The sequence below is a fragment of the Telluria sp. AC161 genome, assembly GCF_979258535.1.
This window is the reverse complement of sequence record NZ_OZ409861.1, coordinates 5,075,869-5,094,933: the sequence shown is the minus strand read 5'-3', so window position 1 is coordinate 5,094,933 and position 19,065 is coordinate 5,075,869. Positions and strand designations below refer to the sequence as shown.

General features: G+C 65.1%; 13 protein-coding genes. 6 read left to right on the top strand and 7 right to left on the bottom strand.

All coding sequences use genetic code 11. The features are described from left to right. Positions 1–69 precede the first annotated feature (69 nt). From ACZ0AJ_RS22635 to ACZ0AJ_RS22625, 3 genes are read left to right on the top strand one after another with little or no spacing between them, the layout of a single operon-like run. Positions 70–3,405, top strand: a complete 3,336-nt coding sequence (locus tag ACZ0AJ_RS22635; RefSeq protein WP_499456627.1) for a transglutaminase family protein — start codon at positions 70–72, stop codon at positions 3,403–3,405. 36 nt (positions 3,406–3,441) lie between these two features. Continuing rightward, a complete protein-coding gene (locus ACZ0AJ_RS22630; RefSeq protein WP_499456626.1) occupies positions 3,442–6,024 on the top strand; it encodes a circularly permuted type 2 ATP-grasp protein in 2,583 nt (860 codons plus the stop codon). Then, entirely contained in the window at positions 6,021–6,950 is a 930-nt protein-coding gene (locus tag ACZ0AJ_RS22625; protein WP_499456624.1) for a transglutaminase family protein, read from the top strand. The genes ACZ0AJ_RS22630 and ACZ0AJ_RS22625 overlap by 4 nt, the downstream gene beginning before the upstream one ends. A 286-nt stretch (positions 6,951–7,236) precedes the next feature. Here the strand turns inward: ACZ0AJ_RS22625 and ACZ0AJ_RS22620 are convergent, their stop codons facing one another. After that, complete coding sequence (locus tag ACZ0AJ_RS22620; RefSeq protein WP_499456623.1) at positions 7,237–8,067, bottom strand: lectin OAA family protein; 831 nt, start codon at positions 8,065–8,067, stop codon at positions 7,237–7,239. A gap of 286 nt (positions 8,068–8,353) precedes the next feature. On the opposite strand from ACZ0AJ_RS22620, the gene ACZ0AJ_RS22615 reads away from it, so the two are divergent. Beyond that, positions 8,354–9,712, top strand: a complete 1,359-nt coding sequence (locus ACZ0AJ_RS22615) for a diguanylate cyclase domain-containing protein (RefSeq protein ID WP_499456622.1) — start codon at positions 8,354–8,356, stop codon at positions 9,710–9,712. Here ACZ0AJ_RS22615 and ACZ0AJ_RS22610 read toward each other — a convergent pair. Further along, positions 9,700–10,383, bottom strand: a complete 684-nt coding sequence (locus tag ACZ0AJ_RS22610) for a hypothetical protein (protein WP_499456621.1) — start codon at positions 10,381–10,383, stop codon at positions 9,700–9,702. The two genes, ACZ0AJ_RS22615 and ACZ0AJ_RS22610, sit on opposite strands and share 13 nt — an antisense overlap. Before the next feature lie 121 nt (positions 10,384–10,504). On the opposite strand from ACZ0AJ_RS22610, the gene ACZ0AJ_RS22605 reads away from it, so the two are divergent. Both ACZ0AJ_RS22605 and ACZ0AJ_RS22600 read left to right on the top strand, forming a co-directional pair. Then, complete coding sequence (locus tag ACZ0AJ_RS22605) at positions 10,505–11,434, top strand: sulfotransferase family protein (protein ID WP_499456620.1); 930 nt, start codon at positions 10,505–10,507, stop codon at positions 11,432–11,434. A 115-nt stretch (positions 11,435–11,549) separates the two neighbouring features. Further along, on the top strand, positions 11,550–12,281 hold the full coding sequence (locus ACZ0AJ_RS22600; protein WP_499456619.1) for an HAD family hydrolase: 732 nt from the start codon (positions 11,550–11,552) through the stop codon (positions 12,279–12,281). Here ACZ0AJ_RS22600 and ACZ0AJ_RS22595 read toward each other — a convergent pair. The 5 genes from ACZ0AJ_RS22595 to ACZ0AJ_RS22575 all read right to left on the bottom strand — a co-directional run bounded on the left by ACZ0AJ_RS22595 (position 12,230) and on the right by ACZ0AJ_RS22575 (position 18,918). Then, a complete protein-coding gene (locus ACZ0AJ_RS22595) occupies positions 12,230–12,697 on the bottom strand; it encodes a hypothetical protein (RefSeq protein ID WP_499456618.1) in 468 nt (155 codons plus the stop codon). The two genes, ACZ0AJ_RS22600 and ACZ0AJ_RS22595, sit on opposite strands and share 52 nt — an antisense overlap. Further along, positions 12,690–13,844, bottom strand: a complete 1,155-nt coding sequence (locus ACZ0AJ_RS22590) for an MGDG synthase family glycosyltransferase (RefSeq protein WP_499456829.1) — start codon at positions 13,842–13,844, stop codon at positions 12,690–12,692. Before ACZ0AJ_RS22590 ends, ACZ0AJ_RS22595 begins: the two co-directional genes overlap by 8 nt. A 160-nt stretch (positions 13,845–14,004) precedes the next feature. Beyond that, positions 14,005–15,834, bottom strand: a complete 1,830-nt coding sequence (locus ACZ0AJ_RS22585; protein ID WP_499456617.1) for a glycoside hydrolase family 15 protein — start codon at positions 15,832–15,834, stop codon at positions 14,005–14,007. Positions 15,835–15,853: 19 nt separating this feature from the next. Next, complete coding sequence (gene otsB / locus ACZ0AJ_RS22580) at positions 15,854–16,633, bottom strand: trehalose-phosphatase (protein WP_183553885.1); 780 nt, start codon at positions 16,631–16,633, stop codon at positions 15,854–15,856. Then, positions 16,630–18,918, bottom strand: a complete 2,289-nt coding sequence (locus ACZ0AJ_RS22575; protein WP_499456615.1) for an alpha,alpha-trehalose-phosphate synthase (UDP-forming) — start codon at positions 18,916–18,918, stop codon at positions 16,630–16,632. Before ACZ0AJ_RS22575 ends, otsB begins: the two co-directional genes overlap by 4 nt. Positions 18,919–19,065: the final 147 nt, after the last annotated feature.

Below are 19,065 nucleotides of genomic sequence, written 5' to 3'. Positions count from 1 at the left end.
CGCGCAAACTAACACGACCAAATTCAGAGCGCCGGCATCGATCGCGCCCCAATCGAAAGGCACTACCGCATGGCTATCCGCGTTGCGCTTCATCACAAGACCAGCTACCGTTACGACCGCCTGGTCAATCTGTCACCGCATGAAGTGCGCCTGCGTCCGGCGCCACATGCGCGTACACCGATCCTGTCGTACTCACTGACCGTCCTGCCAAAAGAGCATTTCATCAATTGGCAGCAAGACCCGTACGGCAATTACATCGGCCGTTTCGTGTTCCCCGAACAAACCGACGTGCTCGAGTTCACGGTCGACCTCGTTGCGGACATGACGGTGATTAACCCGTTCGACTTCTTCGTCGAAAAATACGCCGAGACCTTCCCGTTCGCCTATCCGGACCTGCTGCAATCCGAACTGAGCCCATATACCAAGTCGCAAGAGCCCGGCCCGCTGCTGGCCGAGTGGGTCGCCAGCGCGCGGCGCGACCTGCTGGCCCAGCCGATGGGCACGAACGACTTCCTGGTGGCCATCAACCAGCGCCTGCAGCGCGACATCGCGTACCTGCTGCGGATGGAGCCGGGCGTGCAGGAGCCGGAAGATACGTTGCAGAAGCGCTCCGGCTCGTGCCGCGATACCGGCTGGCTGCTGGTGCAGATCCTGCGCGAGATGGGCCTGGCGGCGCGTTTCGTGTCCGGCTACCTGATCCAGCTCACCGCCGACCAGGAAGCGCTCGATGGCCCAAGCGGCACCACCGTCGACTTTACCGACCTGCACGCCTGGACCGAGGTGTATGTGCCGGGCGCCGGCTGGATCGGGCTGGACCCGACCTCGGGCATGCTGGCCAGCGAAGGCCATATTCCGCTGGCCTGCACGGCGATGCCGTCGTCGGCGGCACCGGTCACCGGCTTTACCGACAAGGCCGAGGTCACGTTCGTCCACGAAATGACGATCACGCGCATCCACGAAGACCCGCGCGTGACCAAGCCGTACACGGAACACGACTGGGACAAGATCAACCGCCTGGGCCAGCAGGTCGACTCTGATCTGGTGAACCAAGACGTGCGCCTGACGCAGGGCGGCGAGCCCACTTTTGTCTCGATCGACGACATGGACGGCGCCGAATGGAACACGCTGGCGCACGGCGACAAGAAGCGCGAGCTGGCGGGCAACCTGATGCACCGCCTGAAGAACCATTTTGCACCGGGCGGCATGATCCATTACGGCCAGGGCAAGTGGTATCCGGGCGAGCCGCTGCCACGCTGGGCGCTGAACATCTTCTGGCGCGTCGACGGCCAGCCGATGTGGTTCGATCCGTCGCTGTTCTCGGACGAGCACATCGACGATGGCTACGGCAGCGAAGATGCCGGCCGCTTTGCCGCGGAGCTGGTCAAATCGCTCGGCCTGCCGGCCGGCAGCGCCATCCCGGCCTACGAAGACGTGCTGCTGCAAGCCCAGCGCGAGCAGGCGCTGCCGCGCAATCTCGATCCGCTGGACGCCGACCTGAAAGCACCGGAAGAGCGCCGCCGCCTGGCGCGCCTGCTCGAACGGGGCCTGGGCCAGGTGGCCGGCTACGTGCTACCGCTGAAAGCCCGCGAGCACGATCCATCCGTCATGCTGGGCACCAGCTGGCGCACGTCGCCGTGGCCGCTCAAGCGCGAAAACCTGTACCTGATCGAGGGCGATTCGCCGATCGGCCTGCGCTTGCCGCTGGCCACGCTGCCGTGGGTGCTGCCCGAAGAACGCGATCCCGATTTCGATGTCGACCCGTTCGCGCCGCGCGGCCCGCTCCCGGTTGGCAAGAAGGACCGGCGCCCGGTCCTGAGCGTGGCGCCCGGCAAATCGTCGAACAAGGCAACGGCTGCACCGGCTGACCCCGAGGCGCGCGAAGTCATCCACACCGCGCTGTGCCTCGAAGTGCGTGCGGGCCGCCTGTACATCTTCATGCCGCCGCAAAAGCGCATCGAGGATTACCTGGCGCTTGTCACGGCGGTCGAGAACACGGCCGCCAAGCTCAAAATGAAGCTGCGCATCGAGGGTTACGCACCGCCGCGCGACCCGCGCATCAAGCTGCTCAGCGTCACGCCCGACCCGGGCGTCATCGAGGTCAACATCCATCCGGCGGCAAGCTGGCATGAGCTGGTCCACAATATGACGACGCTGTACCAGGAAGCGCGCCTGACCCGCCTGGGCACCGAAAAATTCATGCTCGACGGCCGCCACACCGGCACGGGCGGTGGCAACCACGCGACGCTGGGCGGCGCCACGGTCGAAGACAGCCCGATGCTGCGCCGGCCGGACCTGTTGAAAAGCCTGATCACGTACTGGCAGATTCACCCAGCGCTGTCGTATCTGTTCTCGGGCACCTTCATCGGCCCGACCAGCCAGGCGCCACGCGTGGATGAAGCGCGCGACGACAACCTGTACGAACTGGCGATCGCGTTCCAGCAAATGGACAAGGTGCTGCCGACCATGCACCCCGGCGACAAGCCGTGGATGGTCGACCGCCTGCTGCGCAATATGCTGGTCGACCTGACCGGTAACACGCACCGTTCGGAGTTCTCGATCGACAAGCTGTACTCGCCGGACGGCCCGACCGGCCGCCTGGGACTGGTGGAGTTCCGCGCGTTTGAAATGCCGCCGCACGAGCGCATGAGCCTCTTGCAAATGCTGCTGCTGCGCGCCCTGGTCGCACGCTTCTGGCGCCAGCCGCTGCAGGCCAAGCTCGTACACTGGGGCACGGCGCTGCACGACCGCTGGATGCTGCCGCACTTCGTCGCGCAGGATATCCGCGACGTGGCGAAAGACCTGCGCGCGGCCGGCTATGCGTTCGAGGACCACTGGTTCGAGCCGTTCATCGAGTTCCGCTTCCCGCGCTTTGGCACCGTCGTCTACGAGGGCGTCGAGATGGAACTGCGCCAGGCGATCGAGCCGTGGAACGTGCTGGGCGAAGAAGTGTCCGCCGGCGGCACTGCGCGCTATGTCGATTCGTCGGTCGAGCGCATGCAGCTGCTGGTGCGCGGCCTGACCGACGGGCGCCACGTGGTGGCCTGCAATGGCCGCATGCTGCCGCTGCATCCGACCGGCGTGCCGGGCGAATACGTGGCCGGTGTGCGCTTCCGTGCCTGGAGCCCGTGGTCGGCGCTGCATCCGAGCATCCGGGTGCAGGCGCCGCTCGTGTTCGACCTGGTCGACACCTGGAGCGGGCGCTCGATCGGCGGCTGCACCTACCACGTCGTGCATCCGGGCGGGCGCAGCGAAACCGGCTCGCCGGTCAATGCCAATGCTGCCGAGGCACGCCGTTTTGCCCGTTTCTGGCCACACGGTCACACGCCGGGCCCATTCACGGTGTACAAGGAAGACCTCAATCCGAGCTTCCCGATGACCCTCGATTTGCGCTGGCAGCCGATGTAACGCTGGCATTCGTTTCAACCGTAAAGCTGCACGCCAATGCCCAATCAACTGCTTGCCCACTATCTGGCCGCGCCGGATGGTTTCGATGAAATGCTGGGCGCCGACAAGGCGCCGCGCGCGCACTGGCGTGCGATGCTTGCCAACCTGGAGCACGAAGCACCGGACATGATGCGCCAGCGTCTGGAGATGGTGCAGCGCCAGGTGCGCGAAAACGGCGTCAGCTACAACGTGCTGGCCGACGCCGGCACCCGGCCGCGCCAGTGGGACCTGAACGTGCTGCCGCTGATCCTGCCGCACGAGGAATGGAGCGGCATCGAAGCGGCCGTGATCCAGCGCGCCACGCTGCTCAACAAGATTCTGGGCGACGTGTATGGCGAGCAGGCGATGCTGCGCGAAGGCTTGCTGCCGTCGGCGCTGATCCATGGCCACGCGGGCTTTCTGCGCCCTTGCCACGGCATGCGCCACCACGACGACGTGGCGCTGCATTTCTATGCGGTCGATCTGGCGCGCGCGCCCGATGGCCGCTGGTGGGTGATGGCCGACCGCACGCAGGCGCCGTCGGGCGCCGGCTACGCACTTGAAAACCGGTCGATCATCGCCCCCACCTTCCCCGACCTGCTGCGCGAACTGAAGGTGCAGCCGGTGTCGCCGTTCTTCCGCACGATGCACGACAGCCTGGTGCACTGGGGCCGGTTGTGCGCGGCCCATGGCGACAAACCGGCGCCGCTGCGCGAGGGCGAAATGCCGCTGATCGTACTGCTCACGCCGGGCCCGCGCAGCGAAAGCTATTACGAGCAGGCCTATCTCGCGCGCTACCTGGGCCTGACGCTGGTCGAAGGGGGCGACTTGACCGTGCGCGACGGCGTCGTCTTCATCAAGACCCTGGCCGGGCTGCACCGGGTGCACGTGATCATGCGCCGGGTCGACGACGAATCGTGCGATCCGCTCGAGCTGCAAAACTCGCTGCTCGGCGTGGCTGGCCTGACCCAGGCCGCCATGCGTGGCAATGTGGTGGTGGCCAATAGCCTCGGTTCGAGCCTGCTCGAGTCGGGCGCCCTGCTCGGCTTCCTGCCGGCGCTGTCCAAGCGCCTGCTGGGCGAGCCGCTCAAGATGCCCTCGGTGGCCACCTGGTGGTGCGGCGAACCGGCCGCGCTCGAAACAGTAGTCGCCAGGCTCGATCGCCTGGTGATCAAGCCAAGTGGCGCGATGCCGGGCCAGCCGGCCGTGTTCGGCCAGGATCTCGACGGCGAAGCGCGCGCGGCGTTCATTGCCAATCTGCGCGCCAATCCCAACCATTACATCGCGCAGGAACTGGTGCGCCTGTCGCAGGCGCCGGTGTGGAAGGATGGCCGCGCGCCGGGCCTGCAGGCGCGCGCGGTGGGCTTGCGCGTGTTTGCCTGCGCCACGCCGAATGGCTATGTCGTGATGCCGGGCGGCCTGACCCGCGTGGCCACCGGGCCCGACGCGCGCGTGCTGACGATGCAGATGGGTGGCGCCAGCAAGGACACCTGGGTCCAGGCGCGCGCCCGCGTTGAAACGCACCGCCTGCAAAAGAGCAGCATCACGGGCGAAGACCTGGTGCGCGAAGACAGCAACCTGTCGAGCCGCGTGGCCGAAAACCTGCTGTGGTTCGGGCGCCATGCCGAGCGCAGCGACAATATCTGCCGCCTGCTGCGGGTGGCACTGAATATTTTGTTCAATGTGCGCTTCGACCAGCGCGGCGCCGAGTGGCCCACCGTCGAGGCGCTGTGCATCTGGTTCGGTTTGCTCGATGCGCAGCGCAAGCCGGCCGCGCCGGGCACGCCGGCCGTGGTGGGCTCGGCCAAGTTGCCGGGCACGGCCAGCGCCCTGCCGGCCCCGATCTTCACCGATGCCGAGATCGAATCGGCGCTACTGCTGGCGGTCGTCTCGCCCGCTGTTCCGGGCCTGGCGCGCCAGCAGCAGCAATTGCACCGGATCGCCGGCCAGCTGCATGAGCGCTTCTCCGTCGACAACTGGCGCGCCCTGAACCGCATGGTGCAGCCGGTCGCTTCGCCAGGCGAGCGGCCGTCGCAGTCGGGCGTCATGACGATTCTCGACGATGCCGCCGCGGCGCTGATGACGCTGGCCGGCTTTGCCCTCGACGGCATGGTGCGCGACCTCGGCTGGCGCTTCATGTCGATCGGCCGGCGCCTCGAGCGCCTGCAGTTCCAGGCGCTCGTGCTGCAGCGCGCACTGGCGATGGACGAAAACGGCAATCTCGACTGGGTGCTCGAACTGTCCGACAGCATCATCACCTACCGCGCCCGCTACCGCGCCCAGCCCGAGTGGCTGCCGGTGCTCGACCTGCTGCTGCTGGACGAAACCAATCCGCGCTCGATCGTGTTCCAGTTGAACGGCATCATCGGCACGCTGGGCAAGGTCACGCAGGCCCAGGGCGCCGGGGGCCTGGACCTGTTGGCACCATTGAAGGCCGAACTCACGGCGCTCGATCCGGGCGTCGATCTGAAGCATGGCAATGCGCTGCTCAGCGACCTTCTCAGCCGCATCGGGCAAGCCAGCGCCGCCTTGTCCGAGCAGATCGGCGTCCAGTTTTTCAGCTATACCGCCAACGGCCGGCAAAGGAACCGTACCTCATGACCGATTTGCTGCCGGGCGCCGTGGGCGCCGATGTGGTTGCGCGCTACCGCGTGGTGCACGAGACGCGCTACAAGTACAACAGCATGGTGACGCTGTCGCAGCAATACCTGCACCTGACGCCGCGCTCGTTTTCGTGCCAGCAGACCGAGTCGCACCTGATCTGGCTCGACCCGGTGATCAACGACAGCAACGAGGGCGTCGATTACTTCGGCAACATCACGCGCCACGTGGCGCTGACCGTGCCCCATGACAGCCTGCTTGTGCATGCCGAGTCGACGGTCTCGCTGCGCGCGCGCTACACGCTGGCGCAGATCGCCGGCACGCTATCGTGGGAATCCGTGCGCGACATGATGGGCAAGGAAAAAAGCGCAGCCACGCTGGAGGCCTGCCGCTACCTGTACGCGTCGCCCCATGTCGCCCTGTTCCCGGAACTGGAAGCGTATGCGCGCGAGAGCTACGTCCCGGGCCGCCCGCAGCTCGACGCGGCGCTCGACCTGACGCACCGGATCTTCGACGACTTCGAATTCGACAGCAAGGCCACCGACATCTCGACGCCGCTCGACCAGGTGCTGCGCGGCCGGCGCGGCGTGTGCCAGGATTTCGCGCAACTGATGATCGGCTGCCTGCGCAGCATCGGCCTGCCGGCGCGCTATGTCAGCGGCTACATCCTGACGCACCCGCCGGAAGGCAAGCCGCGCCTGATCGGGGCCGATGCCTCGCATGCGTGGGTGTCGGTGTTCTGTCCGGCGCTGGGGTGGGTGGATTTCGATCCGACCAACCGGTGTCTCGTGCAGCATGAACACATCACGCTGGGCTGGGGGCGCGACTTCAGCGACGTGACGCCGATGCGCGGCATCGTGCTGGGCGGGGGCAAGCAGGAGCTGGACGTGCAGGTGACGGTGACGCCGCTACCGCTGGTAAGTTGATGATCCACAGGTAGCCAGGATCACGGCCGGGGTCAGGTCTGACATTTGGACACGAACTCTTCCTTGATCTCTTTCAGCAGCCGGGGTCAGGTCTGACATTTGGACACGGACTCGTCCTTGATCTTTTCGCCTGGGATTTTATAGATAGATTTTTGTCGAGCTCGTGTCCGAATGTCAGACCTGACCCCGCTTGTATGACCCCGCTTGTAATGACTGCCCGGCGCGGTGTGACGCGAACAACTCACCGGCCATGCCACCTGCGGGAGCGTGGCCGGTGCCTTGCTGGTTACATCGGCAATTCCGTACCGCGGTACCCGATCGCGCCTTCGCCGCTGTAGGTCATGCCGCCATGCAGGTTGTTACCCTGGTTGCCGGACGTGACATTGAGCGCCACGCTGTGCTGGCCGGCGCGGCAGCCGATCAGCCAGACGCCGCCCGGATGCCATGCCGACGACGTGTCGCCCCACTGGTTTTCGACCTGGTAGTTGTTGCCAGCGACCGCCGTGGCGCGCACGCGGATGGGGCCTTCGCCCGCATACGTCATGGTGCCGGTCAGGGTCTTGCCGCCATCGATCGACGCCAGGTCGACCGCGAGCACGGCCTGGTCGCGGCAACCCAGCACGGAGATGCCGCCCTGGTGCCAGGGCGCGAACCCGCCGCCCCACTGGTTTTCGACAGCATACACGGCGCCATCGCTCGCCTGGCTCTGGAAGCCGATCGGTCCTTCGCCGCTGTAGGTCATCGTCCCCTTCAGCGTGGCGCCGTTGTCGCCCGACTCGACATGGATAGCAACCACGCTCTGGCCAGGGCGGCAGCCGATCACCCACGTCCCGCCCGGATGCCACGGCGCCGACGAACCGCCCCACTGGTTTTCCACGATGTACGTGTTGCTCTGGGTCAGAGTGGCGCGAAAGCCGATGGCGCCTTCACCTGCATATTTCATTTGCCCGGTGAGCGTCTTGCCGTTGTCGCTCGACGTGAGGTCGAGCGCCACGACGTGCTGACCGGGCCGTGCGCCAATGATCCACATGCCGCCTTCATGCCACTGCGTCGACGTCCCGCCCCACTGGTTCTGCACGTGATGCAGATTGTTCGTGGCCTTGCTTGTTTTGGACATGCCTGACTCCTTCTTGACTGCGCAGCAGAACGGCGCTGCCCCGATGATGCGCAGGCTGGCTGCGCCTGACGACCCTGTCGATGCTGTAGTGGATAAACATCCTGAGCGAACTTTATTTTGCGCTAGTCAGCTGCCTGAATTGCTATCAGATCAGCAAGCTTTTTCGAAACCGGACTACTCCTACGGATGTCTTTCGTGATTGCCTGAACGGGCATCCCATACACATGACGCCGCAGCCGTATTGACACGCCAGATTTCCACATCAAATGTCATTTAGAATATGTCCATGGAATACACTGTGGGCGCCCCGATTGCCAACTTCACGGACCTGCTGCTCGACGCCGTCTGCATGGTCGACGCCGGCGGGCGGTTCGTGTACGTCAGTGCGGCCGGTGTCAACATCTTCGGCTATACACCGCAGGAGATGATCGGCATGCGCGTGGTCGATCTGGTCGCCCCCGCCGACCGCGAGCGCACGCTCGCTGCGGCGCAGGACATCATGAATGGCCATATCCACACCAACTTTGAAAACCGGTATGTGCGCAAGGACGGCAGCATCGTCCATATCATGTGGTCGGCGCGCTGGTCCGAGGCCGACCAGCTGCGCGTGGCCGTTGCGCGCGATGTGACCGCGCTCAAGAAGGCGCAGGCAATGCAGTCGGTGCTGTACGCGATTTCAGAAGCGGCCCATGCAAGCGATGACCTGGCAGACCTGTTCGAGCGCAGCCACGCCATCGTCCACGAGTTCCTGCCGGCCTGCTGCTTTGCGGTCGCCCTGTGCGATACGGCCGGCCTGGGCATCGAGTTTGCCTACCTCGCGGACAACGGCGCCCCGTGCGACGCAGCGCTGATGCCGCTGCTGTGCGAGACAGTGGCGCAGTGTGCTGCGCCACTGCTGCTTGCGCCCGATGCCCAGGACGGTCTGCCGGCGCCACTGCGGGCGGCGGCAGCAACCCTCGCAGGCGGCGCCCTGGCCGTGCCGATGACCACGACCGACGGCGTCGTCGGCGTCATCGTGCTGCGCAATGGCCCGGATGATGCGCCATACCGGACGCAGGACCGCGATTTGCTGGTGTTCGTCGCCGATCAGCTCGCAGCCGCCATCGGACGCAAGCAACTGCATGCGCAACTACGGTTCATGGCCCTGCATGACGAGCTGACCCGCCTGCCCAACCGGCGCCTGTTCCACGACCGCCTCGACACCGCGCTCGCGCATGCCCGCCGCCAGCAGGAGCGCCTGTCGCTGCTGTTCATCGATCTGAACCGCTTCAAGCAGGTCAACGACAGCTTTGGTCACGCCTGTGGCGACCGCTTGCTGCAGGAGGTCGCGCGCCGTGTCTCTGCCTGCCTGCGCAACAGCGATACGCTGGCGCGCCTGGGCGGCGATGAATTTGTCGTCTTGCTGGAAGACATCGTGCTGACGGCCGATGCGGCACTGGTGCTGGACAAGATCCACCTGGCGCTGGCGACGCCGGTCGATCTGGGCGACGGGCACCGGCTGCAGATTTCCGTCAGCGTCGGCGTCGCGCATTATCCCGAGCACGGCGGCAATCGTGAAGCACTCATCGCGCATGCCGACAAGGCGATGTATGCCGCCAAGGCGGTCGCAGCGCTTGCCGGATCAGCGGCGCATCAGCCGGCCTGATCGGCATCCCTGCGGCCCAGACCCGGCCCAAGGCCCATGGCCATGCCACCGCCGCCACCGCCATCGGCATTGCCGCCACCATTGCCACCGCCCCGGTTACCGCCCGCCTCGCCCTTGCCACGCGCCGCGCCGCCCTGGGTGCGCGTCGGCCCCTGCAGCGGAATCAGCACATCGGCCGGCATTGGCCCCAGGTCCAGCGCGCTGCGGATGAAGCCGCGCAGGCTGATTACCAGGTCCGCCGTGTGGATTGGCCGGCCGGCCGCCATGTCGGCCGCGGCCTGCCCCGCCAGCCGGCAATGTTCTTCGGTGCCCAGCAACAGGATGTCCGCCAGTGACGCCTCGACGGCGTCGCGCATGCGGCGCGACCGCTCGGAGCTGAAGGTTTCCTCGGCCGTTGCCGGTGCCCCCTCCCCGGCCCGGGCGCGCTCGTGCAGGTCGCGCAAATGGGTCGGGTCGACCGTCAGCTGGCCGGTGAACGAGCCGCCCAGCGTGCGGTAGGCCGCGATCAGCGTCTTGAGCCGCTCGTTGATCTGGCGGTTCATGCGCTCGCGCCGCTGCTGGATCGTCTGCATGATGATGAGGCGAATGCCCACACCCAGCAAGGTGATGACGGCAAGTCCGATGATGGTCGTCATCGCACCTTGCCACGAACTGAAATCCATGGAACGCATGCTTGCCTCGATAAGGTCGGGAGGATGTCAGTGTACCGAGTCGGTGTTCGCCACACGCCGCCCAGCAGTGCGTGTGTGAGACTATCGTCTGGTGACGTAACCGTTTTCCGGGAGATGAACGATGACGATCAAGCACGTATTCATTGTCGGCGTCGCAAAATGCGGCACCACGGCGCTGTCGGAATGGATGGTCGTCAACGGCCTGGCCGAAGACCGCGTACCCGGCGAAAAAGAGCCCTACCTGTATGCGAACGACGAGCCACACGCGGCGCGCTCGCGCCAGGGCAGTTTGCCGCTGCTCGACGCCAGCGCCGGTTATGCCTTCGATCCGGCGACCGTGCAGCGCTTGCCCCAACACGACACGCGGCTGGTCCTGTGCCTGCGCAACGGGTTTGAACGGATGTGGAGCTTCTACAAGATGTTCAAGCTCGACGCCCTGGGCGGGGACCAGGCACGGGACTATTTTTCATCGTATCAATCCGAACACAACGGGACAGGCCGCGCGCCGCGCGATACCAGCACGTTTTCGGTGACCGTGATCCGTATCTGCCAGGCCTATTTTCCGAGACGCTCGCATTTGATCGTGGAAAGCTATGCGCGGCGTGAACTGGAACATCTTCGTACGCATACCTTCTTGCAGCGCATCGAGTACGAACTCGCGTTCTACCTGTCGCGCAAACAGTTTCCATTTTTTTCCATCCTCTCCAACAGCTTTTACTACACCCCGCTGCGCACGCTGCTGGAACGCCATCTGCCATCCGATCTGTCCGTCATCTGCGTCAACCGGCTTGACGATGCCGATGCGCGCCGCCGTTTCGTCGACGCCGTGTTCGAGAAATCGGTCGACACGCCACCCGTTCCCGTCGTCTTCAGCAGCACCGACATTGCCATCGACGAAGCACGGCCCGATTTCAACGACCGCGCATTCGACACGCTGCGCGCCTGTCTGCGGTACGACCTGGCCCAGGCACGCGGCCTGATCGCCACGACACGTCTGGGCGACAGCCTGCTGGACCATGCAGAGCTGGACCGTTACCTCGCAGCCACGTGAGCACGTCAGCACGTGCGTTGTCATACCCCTGTCATGCCAGCATCCGATGATGGTGCACAGTGGGCACCGGCAGGTTGACAGGCCGGTCCGGTCAACGGCATCGGGAGCGCTACACATGTACAACAGCGATAAACGGCTTCTCATTCTCGACGCGGATGGCACCACCATCGATGCATTTTCCGCGATCGCCATGGCCTTTGGCCAGCATGGCTGCGTACTCGGCGCCGAAACGGCATTCCAGAAACGGCACCACCTGCTCAAGTACGTGGGCGGCCTGAAACAATTCCCGTCGATTATCAAGAAAAACCTGCGCAAGAACAGCCGCGCCAAACTGGTCGACACGCTGACCGACATCTACCGGCAAGAAGCCCGGCTGTATGACGGCATCCCCGACCTGATCCGCGAGCTGATCGCCGCGCCCGGCATCACGGTGGGCATCGTCACGCGCAACATCACGATCGAGCCCCTGGAAACGCTACGCCAGCTGTTCCTGCGCCACGATATCGATATCGGCGCATTGGATTTTCTGGAGCATATTCCACTCAAGGACAAGAAGACGGCGTCGTTTCGCGCCGTGCGCGAGCGCTTCGGCGTCAATCCGGCGCGCGGCTATATCTGCGGCGACGAGCACAAGGATTTCACGGCGGCGGCCCATACCGGCATGCACCCGTTCATGGTGTCGTACGGGTTCGAGGACTACGATCGCCTGACCAACAAGTTCGCGATTCCCCCGGAGGTGATTTCGCGCACGTCGGGCGAATTATGCGATCGCGTGCGCCATGCACTGGATCTGGTTCAGGCGCCGTACCAGAATAGCACCGCGCTGGCGGCGCCGAACAGCCAGTAATCGACCGGTGCGCCCAGCACCCAGCGCTTGTGCCACGCGACATGTACCTGCTTGAAGCGGCGCCAGCCGAAGGCCGGATTGATGACGAACCACAGGTAATCCTCGACGATCCAGAACAGCATGATCGACGCCATGATCGTCGCCTCGAGCTGCCATGACCACTGGCCCATGAAGAACAGCGGAAAGTGAAACACCAGCCCGATGAACGAGAACATCCACAGGTGGTAGCCGGTCAGTGCGCGGCCGCCCCAGAAGATATCGAGCAGCAGATGCTCCTCGATGCGCCAGGTCGGCAGATTCGCCGCCCAGCCGGCCTCGCCTTCAATTTCCACTTCCACGCGCGCGAACAGATACGCCAGCGCCAGCACGGCGCACACGGTCGCCACGAGCCTGGCGCCATCGGCTAATTCAAACATGGGCGGCATCCCGTTGGCGGGCGGCTTGCACCAGGACAGTCTCGACAACGTGGCGCGCAGCCTGCGGGCGGCCAAGGGCGCGTGCACAGGCTGCCATCCGGGCCAGCTTTTCCGGGTGCGCCATCAGGTAGCGGATGCGGTAGTCGAGCGTGGCCAGGTCGACCGCCTTGAGCGCGGCGCCATGCTCGAGCAGATAATTGGCGTTGTGTTCTTCCTGGCCAGGGATCGGTGCATTGACGATCATCGGCACGCCCATCGCCAGGCATTCGGCCGTGGTCGCGCCGCCCGGCTTGGTGATCACCAGGTCGGCGCACGCCATCAGGCGCTCGACGCGGTCCGTGTAGCCCTGCGGCGCCAGCCGGCCCGGAAAGCGCACGGCCAGCCGCTCCAGCGCGGCCAGTTCGGCGGCATTCTTGCCGGCCAGCGCGATCAATTGAAAATTGCCCGGAATCGCCAGCAACTGCTGCGCCACGCGGTGCAAGCCGCCCAGACCGGCGCCCCCGCCCATCAGCAGGAAGGTCGGCAGCGCCGGATTCAGGCCCAGTGTTCTGGCACAGTCGGCGCGGTCGTGGGTGGTTGAAAACGCCGGCATCGTGGGAATGCCGGCGACGTAGATGGCATGCGCGGCGACGCCCTGCTCGTGCATGCGAAACGCCACCTCGTCGTTGGCGGCAAAATAGCCGGTGACGTGCGGCTGCAGCCACATGCGGTGCAGGTCGAAGTCGGTGACTTGTACCCAGAGCGGGCATGTGATTTTTCCGGCGGCGATCTGCTGCGACAGTACTTCGGCCGGCTGGAAATGGGTGCAGATGATCGCGTCGGGTTGCAGCGCCGCGATCTCATTGGTCAGGGCGCGGCACGCATGCCGTTCGATGCGGCGCCGCAGCCGGCTGATCATGCCATCCGGTTTAGCCGCATCGGTCCAGCGGTAGATGTAGCGCCACAAGCCCGGCGCGCGGGTGATCAGGCGCAGATAGAAATCCGTGTAAACCTTGCGCAGCAGCGGCGTGGCAAACGCCATCGCATCCAGGTGGATGACGGTGGCGTCGGGGTGGTCGGCTGTGGCGCAGGCGCGGATGGCCTCGGCAACGCGGGTGTGGCCGGCGCCAGCCGGGACGCTGAGCAGGACGATGGTCTTGCCGGCCATGCTGCGCTGGAGTTCGCCCTCTTTCACGAGAGGCGCTTTCCGGCCTGTGCCAAGGCTGCCATCCGGTCAGGCGAAGATTTCTGCTTCATGCACACTCCATCGCAAGGTGATGCGACGAAGTGTGAAGGCCGATTATGACCCGGCCATGACGCCTATGCAGTTAGACGACGCTGTTCCACGGCTTGGACAGGCGCATCGCGCAATTGATCAGGCCAACCATCGAATACGTCTGCGGGAAATTGCCCCACATTTCGCCGGTGTCCGGATGCGTGTCTTCCGACAGCAGGCCCAGATGATTGCGCGCCGCCAGCATCGCCTCGAACACAGCGCGCGCCTCGTCCTCGCGGCCGATCCGCGCCAGCGCATCGATGCGCCAGAACGTGCAGATATTGAAGGCTGTTTCGGGCTTGCCAAAGTCGTCCGGCGCTTCATAACGGCGCATGTACGGGCCGTCGCACAGTGATTTTTCCAGCGCATCGACGGTGGCGACGAAGCGCGGATCCATCGGATCGATGAAGTTGATCTCGGCCATCAGGAGCACGCTGGCGTCGAGGTCGCGCCCGCCCAGGCTTTCGGCAAACGCCTGGCGCTCTTCGCTCCACGCTTCGGTCAACAGGCGGTTGCGGATGATTTCCGCGCGCTCGCCCCAGAACGCGGCGCGCTCGGGCAAGTCCAGTTCTTCGGCGATCTTGGCCAGGCGGTCGCACGCTGCCCAGTTCATCAGCACCGACGAGGTGTGTACGCGGGCGCGCGTGCGCAGCTCCCACATGCCGGCGTCCGGTTCGTCGTACAGGCGGAATGCCTGTTCACCCACCGCTTCGAGTTGCACGAACTCGGCATGCCCGGCACGGCGGAACAAGCGGTGATCGAAGAAGGACTGCGCCGCGCCGAGCACGATATTGCCGTACACGTCGTGCTGGAAGTGCTCCTGCGCCTGGTTACCCACGCGCACCGGCCCGTTGTTGCGGTAGCCGGGCAGGTGCTCGATGATCGATTCGGGCAGCTCTTCTTCCAGCCCGATGCCGTACAGCGGCTGGATATGCCCGCCCTTGGCACGCGCCACGACATTGCTCAGCCAGCGCAGATAGTCTTCCATCGTGCCGACTTCCGACAGGCTGTTCAGCGCCCGGATCACGAAGAACGCGTCGCGCAGCCAGCAGTAGCGGTAATCCCAGTTGCGCTCGCTTCCCGGGGCTTCCGGGATGCTGGTCGTCATCGCGGCGATGATCGCGCCGGTGTCTTCGTACAGCGAGAGCTTCAGCGTGATCGCGGCGCGGATGACGACATCCTGCCACTCGAGCGGCAGCGCCAGGCGGCGCGACCAGGTGCGCCAGTACGAAATCGTCTCGAGCTCGAAGCGGTGCGCGGTGTCCTTGATGCCGTCGGCCAGCGTTTCGTCCGGTCCGAGCATGAAGTTCAGCGGCCGGTCGAGCAGGAAGAACGACTCGGACAGTACGTAATTGAGCGACGCGTCCGTGTTCAGGCGCAGCGTCTGGTCGGGGCCGACGTAGCGGATGTGGTGGCTGCCCTGCGTGATCTCGGGCGCCTTGGCGCCGTACTCGAAGCGCGGCCGCATGATCACGCGCACGCGCACCCCGCTGCCCAGTGGGCGCACGCGGCGCACCAGTGTCAGGGGGCGGAACATGCGGTCGCGGCTCAGGAAGCGCGGCGCGAAGTCGGTGATCTCGATGCCGTTGCCGCCGCTGTCGAACAGGCGCGTACGCAGCACGGCCGTGTTCGGTTCATACACCTGCTCGCTGCGGGCGAAGTCTTCCAGCTCGACGCTCCACAGGCTGCCCTTCTCGCTCGGATCGAGCAAGGCATTGAAGACCGGGTCGCCGTCAAAGCGCGGCAAGCAGCACCAGACCATCCGGCCCATGCGGTCGACCAGGGCGCTGAAGGCGCAATTGCCGATCACGCCGCAATCGAGCGAACCGGTGGGGTCGATGGTGCCCCGTGCTTCGAGGACGTTCGGTAGTGCTGTACTCATTGTCGACTCGTGGGAATCATCATTCATGGGGTATGTCCTTTCCAATGGTTGGCGCGGCGGCCGCTTGCGACAGTACGATGCGCAATTGTTCCGCCGACGCGATGCGGCACTGGGCCACGGTGGGGCCCGGGCCGACCTTCAGGCCGATCCCGCCAATACTTTGTACTTGTGCAAAACCTGCTTCGTCGGTCGTGTCGTCGCCGATGAACAGGGGCCGGTAACCGGCAAACGGCGCGTCGGCCAGGAAGTCGCGGATCGCCGTGCCCTTGCTGACGGCATTCGACTTGACCTCGACGATCATCTTGCCTTCCATCAGCAAGAGGCCCGGGCTGGCGTCCACCGCCACGCGCATCGCGTCGGTGCACAGCGCCTGCAGCTCGGGCGCCTGGCGGAAATGCAGCGCCAGCGCGCCATGTTTTTCTTCGACCCACAGGTCGGGATGACGCGCCGCCAGCCCCTGCGCAGCCTGGCGCACCAGGGCGAAGTCGGGCGGTGTCAGGCGGCGCACGACGCCGTCGACGCCACGCCGCTCCATCCCATGCACGCCGGCCGCAGGGAACGTCAGCGGCGCCAGCAGTTTGTCGAGCTCGTTGATGGGGCGGCCGGACACGAGGGCCAGCCGGCCGTTCAGGCGCGCCTGTAGCAGCGGCAGCGCGCTGCGCAGCATGTCGGTGACGATCACCTGGTCGGGCAGTGGCGCAATATCCACCAGCGTGCCGTCGAAGTCGAGAAACAGCGCGCAATCGGGCGCGGCCAGCAAATCGAGTGCGGCCTGCAGGTTGTCATTGGCAGCGATCATGCTTCCCCCCTGCGCACGCGGTCCTGGCTGAGCGAGACGATGCGCGACTTGACGCGCTCGCGCTGGCGCAGACGCGCTGCATCCTGCAGCATGCGACCAGCCCAGCGGTACACGTTGAAGTCGCGCACGCGGCGGCGCATGCTGCGCATCCGTTCGCGCTGCTCGTCGCGCGGCATGCGCAGCGCCTGGTACAGCGCTTCGGCGCCTTCTTCGATGTGGTACGGATTGACGATCAGCGCTTCATGCAACTCGCGCGCCGCGCCGGTGAACTGGCTCAGGATCAGCGCGCCGCCTTCATCGTCGCGGGCGGCGATGAATTCCTTGGCTACCAGGTTCATGCCGTCGTGCAGACTGGTCACGCTGCAAACGTCCGACGCGCGGAAGTACGTGCGCAACTGGCGCTGTTCGTGGTGCTCGGTCTTCAGCACGATCGGCAGGTAGGTGCCGCTGGCGTAGCGGTCATTGATCCGCTGGGCCAGGCCGCGCACGCGCGTTTCCAGGTTCTGGTATTCGTCCAGCGACGAGCGGGTGGGCGCGGCGATCTGCACGAACGTGAATTTGCCGATCATTTCCGGATACAGCTCGAACATGCGCTCGACGGCTTCAAAGCGCTCGACGATGCCCTTCGTGTAGTCGAGGCGGTCGACGCCGATGCCCAGCAACTGGTCGGCCGGCAGCGACAGCGCCTGGCGGATCTCGGCGCGGCAGGCAGCGATATCGGGTTCGCCCGGAATTTCGTCAGGCCAGGCAATGGAAATCGGATACGGCTTTACTTGCGTGAGCTGGTTGCCGTAGCTGACGGTCGAGGCTTCGTCTTCGATGCGGGTTTCCAGGTAGCGGTCGACCGTGTCGAGGAAATTCTTGCGGTGGAACGGCGTGTGGAAGCCCAGGATCGTGCTGCCCAGCATGCCGTCAAGGATTTCTTCGCGCCATGGGCAGATGCCGAACGACTCCGGATTTGGCCATGGGATGTGCCAGAACGTGATGATGGTTGCCTTTGGCAGCACCGCGCGCACCATGCGTGGCAGCAGGGCGAAGTGATAATCCTGCACCAGCACGACCGGGTTGTCGGAGCGCGCTTCGGCGATCACGGCGTCGGCAAAGCGCTGATTCACGCGCACATACTCGGCCCAGTCGGTCGAGCGGAACACGGGGCGCACGTGGGCGATATGGCACAGCGGCCACAGACCTTCGTTGGCAAAGCCATAGTAATAGCCCTGCTCTTCTTCTTTCGACAGCCAGACGCGGCGCAGCGTGTAGCTCGGGTTGTCGGGCGGGACCGGCACGTGGTCGTTGGCGTCGACCGTCTCGCGGTCGGCCGAACCGGCGCCGTGCGCGATCCAGGTGCCGGAGCAGGCGCGCATCACGGCTTCCACCGCCGTGACCAGGCCGCTGGCCGGACGCTGCACTTTCACACCATTGGGTGTGGCCACGTGGATATAGGGCTCGCGGTTCGATACCACGAGGATCTGGTCGCCAGCCAGGTCCTGGTTCAGCAGCAGCTTGAGCGTTTCGGGACTCCAGGTCGTTGACTCGACCGGGCTGGCAGCCAGCTCGCGCTGGTAATCATTGAGCATGGCGCGGAACTCGCTGGCCAGCGGCGCCATGTCGCCTTCGGCGGGCACGGGCTCGGTCGCACCGGGACGTGGCGAGCGCGGCAACAGCTCGCCGCGCAGCATTTCACGCATGCCGGCCACCCAGCCATGCCAGCTCAGGTGGGCGATGATCACGGTGATCATGGAAATCGCGCCAGCCATCAGTACGAACAGGCCGAGGATGTATTTCTTGGTGTCGGCGCTGCGGCGCTCGATGAAGCTCATGTCCTGTACCAGCACCAGGCGGCCGGCAGACACGCCGTCCTGCAGCAGTTCGCGCGTGGAAACGTGAACCGGTCCTTCTGCCAGGCGCACGACCGGATTGGACGTCGCGCCATCTTCTTCGTTACTGACCTGCCCCTCGCGGCAACCGAGCGTGGCCGGATAGGTCGAGGTCTTGTACAGCAGCATGCCGTCGGTCGAGCACAGGGCCAGCGCGTACAGGCGCTCATCCTGGATCGCGCGCTCGAACGCGTCGTTGATGCGTTCGCCGGAACCATCTTCGAGATAGGTCAGCAAAGGCTGTTGCAGCGTGCTCGACACCAGACGCGAGCGCGTGTCCAAGTCACGCACGAACCAGCGCTGGGTGAGATTTTCCATCCACGGAATGGCAAAGTACCCGAATAGCGCCAGCACGAGGGCAAGGGGAACGATGAACCGCAGGGACAATTGAATGGATCTGAAGCGCATGAAGCTCTTTCATTGGGACGAAGACGCCGACCGATTGATTATAGCTATCTAAAAATTATCTTGTCGCTATGGCATGCAACGGTGTCGAACGGGGTGAGATCGTCCTCTAATCAACGTCTTGACGGTCAAGATACTGAAAAACATCTT

Bases quoted from the DNA above. Each gene is read 5' to 3' on its own strand.
- ACZ0AJ_RS22635 (WP_499456627.1), top strand. From the start codon at position 70: ATGGCTATCCGCGTTGCGCTTCATCACAAGACCAGCTACCGTTACGAC.
- ACZ0AJ_RS22630 (WP_499456626.1), top strand. From the start codon at position 3,442: ATGCCCAATCAACTGCTTGCCCACTATCTGGCCGCGCCGGATGGTTTC.
- ACZ0AJ_RS22625 (WP_499456624.1), top strand. From the start codon at position 6,021: ATGACCGATTTGCTGCCGGGCGCCGTGGGCGCCGATGTGGTTGCGCGC.
- ACZ0AJ_RS22620 (WP_499456623.1), bottom strand. From the start codon at position 8,067: ATGTCCAAAACAAGCAAGGCCACGAACAATCTGCATCACGTGCAGAAC.
- ACZ0AJ_RS22615 (WP_499456622.1), top strand. From the start codon at position 8,354: ATGGAATACACTGTGGGCGCCCCGATTGCCAACTTCACGGACCTGCTG.
- ACZ0AJ_RS22610 (WP_499456621.1), bottom strand. From the start codon at position 10,383: ATGCGTTCCATGGATTTCAGTTCGTGGCAAGGTGCGATGACGACCATC.
- ACZ0AJ_RS22605 (WP_499456620.1), top strand. From the start codon at position 10,505: ATGACGATCAAGCACGTATTCATTGTCGGCGTCGCAAAATGCGGCACC.
- ACZ0AJ_RS22600 (WP_499456619.1), top strand. From the start codon at position 11,550: ATGTACAACAGCGATAAACGGCTTCTCATTCTCGACGCGGATGGCACC.
- ACZ0AJ_RS22595 (WP_499456618.1), bottom strand. From the start codon at position 12,697: ATGTTTGAATTAGCCGATGGCGCCAGGCTCGTGGCGACCGTGTGCGCC.
- ACZ0AJ_RS22590 (WP_499456829.1), bottom strand. From the start codon at position 13,844: ATGGCCGGCAAGACCATCGTCCTGCTCAGCGTCCCGGCTGGCGCCGGC.
- ACZ0AJ_RS22585 (WP_499456617.1), bottom strand. From the start codon at position 15,834: ATGAGTACAGCACTACCGAACGTCCTCGAAGCACGGGGCACCATCGAC.
- otsB (WP_183553885.1), bottom strand. From the start codon at position 16,633: ATGATCGCTGCCAATGACAACCTGCAGGCCGCACTCGATTTGCTGGCC.
- ACZ0AJ_RS22575 (WP_499456615.1), bottom strand. From the start codon at position 18,918: ATGCGCTTCAGATCCATTCAATTGTCCCTGCGGTTCATCGTTCCCCTT.